Source organism: Xanthovirga aplysinae (assembly GCF_009711365.1).
GTDB lineage: Bacteria > Bacteroidota > Bacteroidia > Cytophagales > Cyclobacteriaceae > Xanthovirga > Xanthovirga aplysinae.
On sequence record NZ_SMMB01001110.1, the window covers coordinates 1 to 8,363 of the forward strand.

The 8,363-nt window shown below is 39.6% G+C and carries 7 protein-coding genes; all 7 read right to left on the reverse strand.

Translation table 11 applies throughout. From position 1 onward, the window contains the following. The coding region (locus tag E1171_RS13155) for a hypothetical protein (protein WP_425509619.1) at window positions 1-371 on the reverse strand (371 nt) is incomplete at its 3' end. A gap of 47 nt (window positions 372-418) precedes the next feature. After that, entirely contained in the window at window positions 419-901 is a 483-nt protein-coding gene (locus tag E1171_RS13160; RefSeq protein WP_155206470.1) for a hypothetical protein, read from the reverse strand. Window positions 902-1,150: 249 nt separating this feature from the next. Continuing rightward, on the reverse strand, window positions 1,151-1,624 hold the full coding sequence (locus E1171_RS13165; protein WP_155206471.1) for a hypothetical protein: 474 nt from the start codon (window positions 1,622-1,624) through the stop codon (window positions 1,151-1,153). A 3-nt stretch (window positions 1,625-1,627) separates the two neighbouring features. Then, window positions 1,628-4,648 (reverse strand): hypothetical protein, encoded by a 3,021-nt coding sequence (locus E1171_RS13170; protein ID WP_155206472.1) that lies wholly within the window; start codon window positions 4,646-4,648, stop codon window positions 1,628-1,630. 11 nt (window positions 4,649-4,659) lie between these two features. Beyond that, the gene (locus E1171_RS24750; RefSeq protein WP_155206473.1) at window positions 4,660-5,169 is read right to left on the reverse strand and encodes a PAAR domain-containing protein; all 510 of its coding nucleotides are present in this window, start codon (window positions 5,167-5,169) and stop codon (window positions 4,660-4,662) included. Between the two features lie 20 nt (window positions 5,170-5,189). Next, window positions 5,190-6,974, reverse strand: a complete 1,785-nt coding sequence (locus E1171_RS13180) for a type VI secretion system Vgr family protein (RefSeq protein WP_155206474.1) — start codon at window positions 6,972-6,974, stop codon at window positions 5,190-5,192. A 132-nt stretch (window positions 6,975-7,106) separates the two neighbouring features. Next, complete coding sequence (locus E1171_RS13185) at window positions 7,107-8,183, reverse strand: PKD domain-containing protein (RefSeq protein ID WP_155206475.1); 1,077 nt, start codon at window positions 8,181-8,183, stop codon at window positions 7,107-7,109. Window positions 8,184-8,363 lie beyond the last annotated feature (180 nt).

Here is an 8,363-nt window from a genome sequence, read left to right on the forward strand (position 1 = left end):
ACCAAATTTCTGCAACTTTCTAAATTGTTTAAGGCTGAAATATCTGTAAGTGATTTATTTTCGGTTATTTCTATATCACTATCAACTCCCACTATATTCTCCAAGCCATCTAAGGACTTGATGTTTTTATTTTTTTCTATTCGTAGAGAGCCTTCTATTCCCATTAGGTTGCTCAAAGAAGCTAAATCCTTTAAATCTGAGTTTATTATAGATATATCTCCACTAACTATTGTGTAATTTTCTTTGTAAAAGACTTCGAAGTCTCTTGGTACAAGATTGCCTTCCCATATTTTATGGGCTTTTTGGGCCTGAGCGTAGAGTCCAGGCATTAGTATTAAAAATAATTGGATCGTTTTTTTAAAAATTTTCATTGATTGATTTATCTTAAAAAGTGGATAAAAAAGGATACTGGTTAATATTATTTTTTAGTTTGTTTTATCTCGAAAAAAGCCCATTTTAAATTATATTTTCCAACGGGAATTCTTTTATCCAGACCACCTTTTACTGTTTCCTCTCCATATGGTTCACACAAAAAGCCTTCTATTTCGCTAAATTTAAAAGTGCTAAATGTCATACTAGTTTTATTTTTCCCAGTCCATTTCTCCCATTTCCTGGTCATGTATATTATATTCGGATCATTCCCCCCCACGATCAGCCTCATCTGCTCTACAAAAGCTATAGGATGAAAATGGTACACGGTGCTATTTCCTGTAGGAAACTTACGTTTTGGTGCTTCAGCATTTGTTTCCTCCTGCCCCGGTAGTTCACCTTCCTGGATGTCCTGCCAGAAACATAGGTTTTCTGCCTTTTTTTCTGTAAGGGCGAGTTTTTTATCTCTGATTTCCTCCATTTCCTTCTTTCGGTCGGGGTCTCCCTCTATTATTATGCCTTGCTGATACAAGGCCTCAATTTCCTGTTTTAAGGCAGGAAAGTTGTTGTCCTTAAGGTCACATTCGCTGGGATGTTGGTTATATATGCGAGTAAACTGTAGTGAAGAAAAAGCTAGGTGAAATGCGTCCTCATTATTAATGAGGACGAGAGGTCTTTGTTTTTTAATAATAGGTCCACTTTTTTGTCAACCTATTTTATGAAGGGAAATTTTTTAAATTAAAGCACAATTTCCAAACTTGCGACTTAGCAGGGTATTAGCTTAATTTAAAAGGTGTTCATATTTTTTATTGATGGCATACATAGAAAAAGAGGAATCTATTATTGAAGTATTGTAAATGTAATCCCATCGTCCAATATACTTGCTTTCATCTATCCAGTAAAACTTATATTTCCAATTTCCATTTTTAATATGTAATATAACCTCATCTTTTGTCGTTTGTATACTGTCTAAATCATATTCTACTGGTTCCATTAGAAAAATAGTCGCTTTGTTTTTTCCAATTTCTACAAAACTCAGCCATTCCTCCTCAATGTTTGGTTTTTGAAAGGTGTTATTAATCTTCTTTACTTCGATCCATTTAGTACCTATAAAACTTTTTTTGTCTAAAGTTTTTTTTATGTTTTCAGATATTGTATCAGTGCTATTTACCGCACTTTCCCCTTCATTTTTTAAGTTTTTCTTACAGCTTAAAAACGATAAAATTACTATAGGGAATATTATTTTGAATTTCATAGATTAAAAATTTTCTCTTATTTGCGTTACTGTATAAATATGGGACTTTTTGTAAACAGTAGCACCTTTTAAGCTAAAGTCTTCTTGAACAAACAATTTATTATTATCACTTGTCCCATTTGTTTTATGTTTTGTGCCAACTTCATAGAATAAATAATAATCTCCTTTATCTTTATCATATCCTCGTCCTACAATAACAATAAAATGGTCAGTAGTAAAATCATTATTAAAACCCCCTTTATATTTGTAAGTATGGTCAACTCCGACTAGGATAGGCTTATTTAATTCTAATTGTTCATTTATATACTTTATAGCATTTTGGGCAATATTAGGGTTTACAACAAGTTTATTATCCTTTTCGGTTGCAATTTGAAATAGAGCTTTATTGTTTTTTAAATCACCCCCAACCACTCCGTAATTGGAAAGTATTACCTTACAAGCTTTCCAACAAGAAACATCTTGCTTTTTCTTTGTTCCAAACCTAGGATCATATTGTGTTTGCCATTTTGAATTATTTCCTCTTAAATCGATATTGACTTTGTTAACAATCAACCTCATATGGTCCACAAAAGCTATAGGATGAAAATGGTAAACAGTACTATTGCCTGTAGGAAACTTACGTTTTGGTGCATCTGGACCTTTTTCCTCCTGCCCGGGCAGTTCCCCTTCCTGGATGTCCTGCCAGAAACAAAGGTTATTCACCTTTTCTTCGGTAAGGGCCAGTTTTTTATCCCGGATTTCCTCCATTTTCTTCTTTCGGTCAGAATTTTCCTCTATTTCTATGCCCTGCTGGTACAATGCCTCAATTTCTTTTTTTAAGGTAGGAAAGTTGTTGGCCTTAAGATCCCATTCGCTTGGGTGTTTACAGATCATGCGAGAAAGTTTTTGCACCTTTCTCTTTTGATTCATGGCGATGCGAAGCTCAAATCGACTTAAAACCTTGTCAGAAGGGTATTCCTTTTCGGTTCCGTCTTCTTGAGTGACCACATCCGGTAGGTCAACTTCAGCCCAGATGTCCTTTATGAAGTCAGAAGCATCATCTTCCTCCTCAAAATGATAGATAAACTGATCGCCGGCATCCTCATATATTTTCCAGTCGTGGGCGTACCAGTCGTAGGGGTTGGCCTCTTCCAGCCCTTCTTTTTTGACCCATCCGGTTTTAATATCGGTTTTACCCTGTGGATCTTCATAATTCCCTTTCACTTTCCACCATTCCTTATCCTTTATAGTTTTGGAACCCAGCCTACGAATTATTTTCATGGAGTTTTTCAGCTCCTCAAAAGGCGGTTTGTATCCCTCCTTGGGTTCCAGCATCCTTTGGGGTATTTTGGTGTAAATTTCCTCGGGGCCTACCTCTTGGGTCACCTCCCCTAAAGTTCCAAGGGAGTTAGGAAAAACGAAGGGATTATGGTCCTGCATAGTTGTCAGGTACTTTTTGTCTACCCAAAATTTCTCTTCCGACCTGGGATGTACGAAACTTACTTTGCGGTATTTTACATGAGTATCATCTTTATTGTCTTCTTCCTCCTCTGTTATGCTTTTGTACTCACCCGGGCTTACTTCTTCCATACGGCTTTCCAGGAATAAGATATCCGATTTCTCCAAACCATTATCAAAGGCCTTATTCAACTCCTCAAAATCTTCTTCAAGAATTTCATATTGGTGGACTCCATTTTTTTCTTCTTTCCAATGTAAAAGATCCCATTTAACGATACTAGACAACTTCTCAAAGCCGATTTGTACAAAATCATCTTTTCGCTGAAAGGCTCTGACAATCCTACCTTTTATTAGCCTTAGGGGTTGGTGAGGAAAAAGGGCACTGCCTGCTTTGGTTTTATAATAGTTCCGATCATTATCTTCTGTATTACCTAGAAATTTATCCAATTCCTTCCCTTCGCTAAACACCTCTAGGTGTACGGCCCGATAAAGGTCATTATTTTTAATACCATAATTTCCTGAGAAACCAATAATCTCTCCTGCCTTAATGGGAATATCAACGTTTACTACCGAACCCAATTCTATTGTATCGTCCAGACTATCTTTTGTATCGACAAAGTCTTTGTGCACGTATTGCTCCTTCCCATATTGCTCTTTATCGCCTAATTCGATGAGTTTAAACCATTCATCGTTATGTTTCTCTACCTGAAATTGCTCTCCGGGCAGGGCTATTCTTAGCAGTTTTCCCTCTCCTTTTTTATTGGGTTTATCAAAGATGTGCGCTCCCTTAGCCCCTTTTCCTTCCTCTACCTTTACGTCGCTCATTTTGGATACAGCATTCCCTGTGTGTAAAGTTACTCGATATTTTCCGTCTCCTAATTCCTTGGTATAGTTGGGGTGATTTATATAAGTATATACATTGCTAACATCTATTCCATTGATACTTTTGAATTTTATCCTTTGATATCTTTCATTTCCTTTCTGTTTTGACCAATGTTGTGAAGAAGGAGTAGAAGTGCTTGCTTCTTGCTCGCTATTCGCCGTTGTTTCTACTTCAGAATCATTAAGAGGGTCAAGGGTAAAAGTGTGCCCTAATGGAATTAAATAATATTTTTTACCTTTTTTATCATCTAGAATGTCGGCCGAACGGGCAGCCAATCCTATCCATTCTTCCTTGGCATCACTTTTAACAGTGGCCATGGTTTTGGCAAAAAAATTAGGGACCTTATCCGATTGGTCCAATTCACTTTTAGGGCTTAAGTGATGATAAAGGCTATAAAAAGTGAGTTTTTTACCTGATGGAGTCTTAAAATCGTGTAGTAAGAGCACAAAACCATTAGAATACTTAACGTTTTCATCTTGATCGTCTTCAGCAATATAGTCTTCAGGTATTCTGTAGGCAATTACTCTCCCGTCTGCAATAGCGCAAATAGCGTGTTTGCCCTCCAGGTGGACTCCTCCATGCCAGCAGTTTAATCGCCCAATAGGAAAAAATCCCATTTGGTTGTTTTGCCCATACAGGGTTTGCCTTCTTTTGATTTTATAGTCCTCTGTTGCTTTTATTACAATGGGATCGTGAAATTTCATGAGTATAGGGCTTAGGTGCTGAAATTAAAGTCGTTGAGGTATCCTCTTTCCTCCTTTTCTAAGATTTTATAGGCCTCAGCCCCTTCTCCTTCTCCGGAAGAAGCTTCAGCAGGCGTAGGGGCCTCTGCAAGATCTGCCTCGGCGGCTGCAGGGATTTCGAAGGGATCGGAGGCTTCTGCTGATTCTGCACTAGCGGCCTGTCCACCACCTCCACTAGCAGAGCCGGCCAATACCGTAGGTTCACCAATAGCGACGCTACCACCATGGGCAGTCATGCTGCCCATGGTGGCTACGGGTTTACCATTAATCAATATGGCGGGCTCTCCTTGGGTAATGGTGTCGGGAGGTCCCACACAGGTACACATGTCACCCATGACCGCCACGGGTTTGCCATTGATCAAAACAGTAGGGTCACCTGGTCCACTTACCGGCCCTCCTACATGGGGAACGGGTGGGGTACCAGGAGTAACCATGGGGCAGGTATGCATACTGCCTATAGTAGCTATGGGTTTTCCAGCCATTTTTTATAATTTTTTAAATTTTACATCAATTCAATTTTACCGGCAGTTCCTTGTACAGCGGTCATGGCGCCTGAAAGACTGGCTTGCATTCCTCCTTCCAGTGCGAGTTCCATATCGGCGGCAACGCTTGCATTTTGTCCTTTTAGGGTTGCATCCGTGCTGGCTTCCAATATGGCTGCTCCTCCCGAACTTGCTAAATTGAGATCCTGATCTGCCGTGGCGTTGATGGTTTCTCCTGCCGTAATGTTCAGGGCAGCATTGGCACTTATTTCTATCTCTTCGGCTTGCAGGACAATTTTACCAGTAGAAAGCAAGCGCAATTCCTGGGCGTGGGAAGCCAGAATCATTGAGTTATTCCCTTCTTTGTCATAAATGCGGATTTCCTCTTCCCCGTCCGTGTCCACTAATTCAATGGTATGTCCACTGCGGGTTCTTATCGCCTTTATGTCGTTGGCTGCCGGGTCGTGCCCTGTGACGGCCTGTCCATTAAAGAGGGCTCCTGCCACATAAGGTTTGTCCACGTTTCCTCCTTCAAAAGCTACCAGTACTTCTTCTCCTATTTCAGGGATAAAGTGGAAACCTTTTTCCGTACCGGCATGTGGACTGAGGATACGCATCCAGTCGCTTTCCATTTCCCATACAAACATCACTTTTACTCGGCCTAATCCATCCGGATCTTCATTGTCAATGACCTCGGCAGGTTGTGAACTTGCCTGGGCCGTTATGAATGGATTGGTGTAAGGCGGTACTTTTGCACTGGCTGGAATGGCCGTGAATTGGCAGTTGTAATTTTCCTGATTGACGGAATTGTGTTGCACACTGGTGATGATGTAATCACTAGAAACTCCTGCATTGTCAATGGTAATGACCCATCCGAGCTGCAAAGGCTCCCTGCTTTGACCTGACACCGTCATTAAGGTAGACTCATTTAAGTCCAATAACAATTGATTGGCATAGTCTAATTCGGCCTGGTCTTGTGCTGTAGGCAGATAAGCATGCGTACGGTTGCTTCTGGAAAATATCTCATTACTTTTCTGTGCTGCTGTCTGGCTGTAGAGGTTGTCGGAAGGTTGTTGGCCTTCGTTGGTTGCTAGGTTCAATTTCTCCGCTTCCTTGAAGTTATAAGCACTTACGGCTAGTTTTGGGCTGTTCAGTTGAACGGAAGTCCTCATGTTTTGTAAATTGTGCCCGTTGGTTAAGGTCACTCCTGGGGTTTCAATTTTACCAAAGCGGAGGTTTACCCCATTATAATACATCCAATGCCCGTAACGCGCCGCCATGCGGGAGAGGAATTGAAAGTCGGTTTCATTGTACTGTACTCCATAAAGGATTTGTTCGTTTTTGGCTTCCTCAAAGCTTTCAGGATCATAAAGGTTAGAGGGTGCGTCAGCTAAAGCCTGGTTTATAACATCCTGCAAGGGCATGTCCAGAAAGGTTTGATTTTGCTGGACGTCATCAATAAGGAGGGTAGGGCTGGAACCACTTATTAGGAAAGAGGTGGTAGCCTGGTCCTTACTATGAATTTGAATGGCGGTGATTAGCCCAATAAAGTACACCTCTCTTTCAGCAGAGTATAGGGTAATCGTTACTTTAGAGCCCAGTTGCTCCTTTACAAAATTAGCCTGATCGTCAGGGGAAAGAAGCATTTCTTCACTGTACTGCCACAGAAAAGAGAAATGTTGGTGTGTGCATAGCTCCTGACCGATAGCTAGGTTGGCAAATACAATGGGAGAATCATGACCATCTACGGTGATGCTTACATGTTCTTCGAGTAGAGTAGTGTTTTCGTTATCTGAAGTTGCCATTCTGTTTTTATTTTTGTTGATAGTCTAGTGTTAAAAGCCAGGAAAAGATCTTTACGGATTCACTTAAGGTTGAAAGCCTGTCTCCCGCCTTTATCCTCACTTTAAGGTGTTGGTTTGGAATTAGCGTAAATGCTAAAACAGTTTCTTTCTGTAAAAAATGGTAACTCCTGTTATGCACCTCAGATCATTGCGGTGAATGTTAAGGGCATTTATCTTAATTTTTCTCCCTTTAATATCTTTACACAATTCTGAAAAGGTGATCAGTTCCTTGTCATTTTTCACTACAGGAATATCAAAGTTTCCACAGAGTTGGTCAAACAAATCTTCTTTGGTTTTTCGACGGTTGGCAATCTGGAAGAGCATTTGCTCAAACTCCTCATCTGTGATTGCAGGAGCCAATTTGGGACCTTCAGGTTCTTCCCTTGGGGGAGCTAAAGGAATTTCATCCCTTATTTCATCCATAGGACCACGGTGGGTAACTGTGAGATAATGATCAACAGGTTTTAACTTAATAGGTACTTCCATTTTTTTTCTGATTTCTTTTTTAGGAATTACTACTATTTTTTTGGTGGTAATGTAATTAGGGTCATGGTTTACCATGAGGGAAACAGTTTTTATTCCTGGGGATGTATATACATGGGAAGGTTCTCTTACTGTGGCATTAATTTCAGAACCGTCCCCGAAACGCCATTGCCAACTACGTGCATGGGTAGTCTTGTCTTTAAACTTTACGGATTGACCGATTTGCACACTTTTTGGCAAATCAAAAACAGGCATATAGGTACTATCAATAGGAGGGCCATCACCGGTGATATTAAGAAAATGTTCGCTAATACAGTTTCCGTTAATAGTTAGGGTAACGGTATATTGTCCTGCTTTCTCAAATTTATGGAGGGCCTGGGCTCTGTTTATCGTGGGAGACCCATCCCCAAAATCCCATTCCCAATTCTTTGCTCCACTGGTATTATCCTGAAATTGAATTAGGCTTCCTACAGTATAGCTACTTGCTCTTACATAATTATTGGCTTTTTCACAGTCTACATAATTTCTCCTTTTTAAGCCAAAAACTACAGAGGTGGCGATTATCGTAAGAATAAAAGTGTTGTAAACATATCCACTGAAATTTGAGTGCACCCTTTTTGGTGCCTTATGTTTGTTTTTTTGAAGTGTATTTTCTCCACTCTCGGCAGCTGTCTGTTTCTTAGTCATTTCTAAAAAGTACTGAAGTATCTAATTAATTATCAATTGGTTTGGAGCGTTTTACTGTTAAATGCCTTATTTTTGTATTATTTCAATGTTTTTTATTAAGTTATTTTGTTTCTTATTTTTTTTTAAATAATCTTTTGTTGGCATTCTTTAATTCTTATTTTTTTAACATTTATATAAATA

Coding starts and splice junctions, on each gene's coding strand:
- E1171_RS13180 (WP_155206474.1), bottom strand. CDS start 6,974: ATGGCAACTTCAGATAACGAAAACACTACTCTACTCGAAGAACATGTA.
- E1171_RS13165 (WP_155206471.1), bottom strand. CDS start 1,624: ATGAAATTCAAAATAATATTCCCTATAGTAATTTTATCGTTTTTAAGC.
- E1171_RS24750 (WP_155206473.1), bottom strand. CDS start 5,169: ATGGCTGGAAAACCCATAGCTACTATAGGCAGTATGCATACCTGCCCC.
- E1171_RS13185 (WP_155206475.1), bottom strand. CDS start 8,183: ATGACTAAGAAACAGACAGCTGCCGAGAGTGGAGAAAATACACTTCAA.
- E1171_RS13170 (WP_155206472.1), bottom strand. CDS start 4,648: ATGAAATTTCACGATCCCATTGTAATAAAAGCAACAGAGGACTATAAA.